The sequence below is a fragment of the Christiangramia aquimixticola genome (genome assembly GCF_048285835.1).
GTDB lineage: Bacteria > Bacteroidota > Bacteroidia > Flavobacteriales > Flavobacteriaceae > Christiangramia > Christiangramia aquimixticola.
In genome coordinates, this window is sequence record NZ_JBLVTL010000292.1 from 1 (window position 1) to 286 (window position 286).

At 43.0% G+C, this 286-nt stretch carries 1 pseudogene; it reads right to left on the reverse strand.

What is annotated here, in order from left to right:
• Positions 1-286 (reverse strand): annotated as a pseudogene (locus tag ACNKXV_RS14540) (hypothetical protein); the annotation flags it as partial.

A 286-nucleotide genomic window follows, 5' to 3' on the forward strand; every position in this document is an offset into this window, starting at 1 on the left:
GCAAGCTCTTCATTGTGCTTACTTTCCGGATAATCTTTTGCGAACTTTTGAAAATTGATAATACAAGCTCTGTAAAAGTCTCCAGGAAACAACCCGTCTTTCAGCCTATAGTACATCTCTGCCTCACTGTAAGCCTTTTTCTCAAATCGGTCCTCCAAATCCTTGAGCATCTCAATAGCTCGCTCATAGCTGGCTGATGCTGGAAACCTGCCAACAAACTGCTGAATGGCTGACACTGCTTCTTTACTGCTTTGCTGATCTAGATTGAAGTCTGGAGCATCCAAAT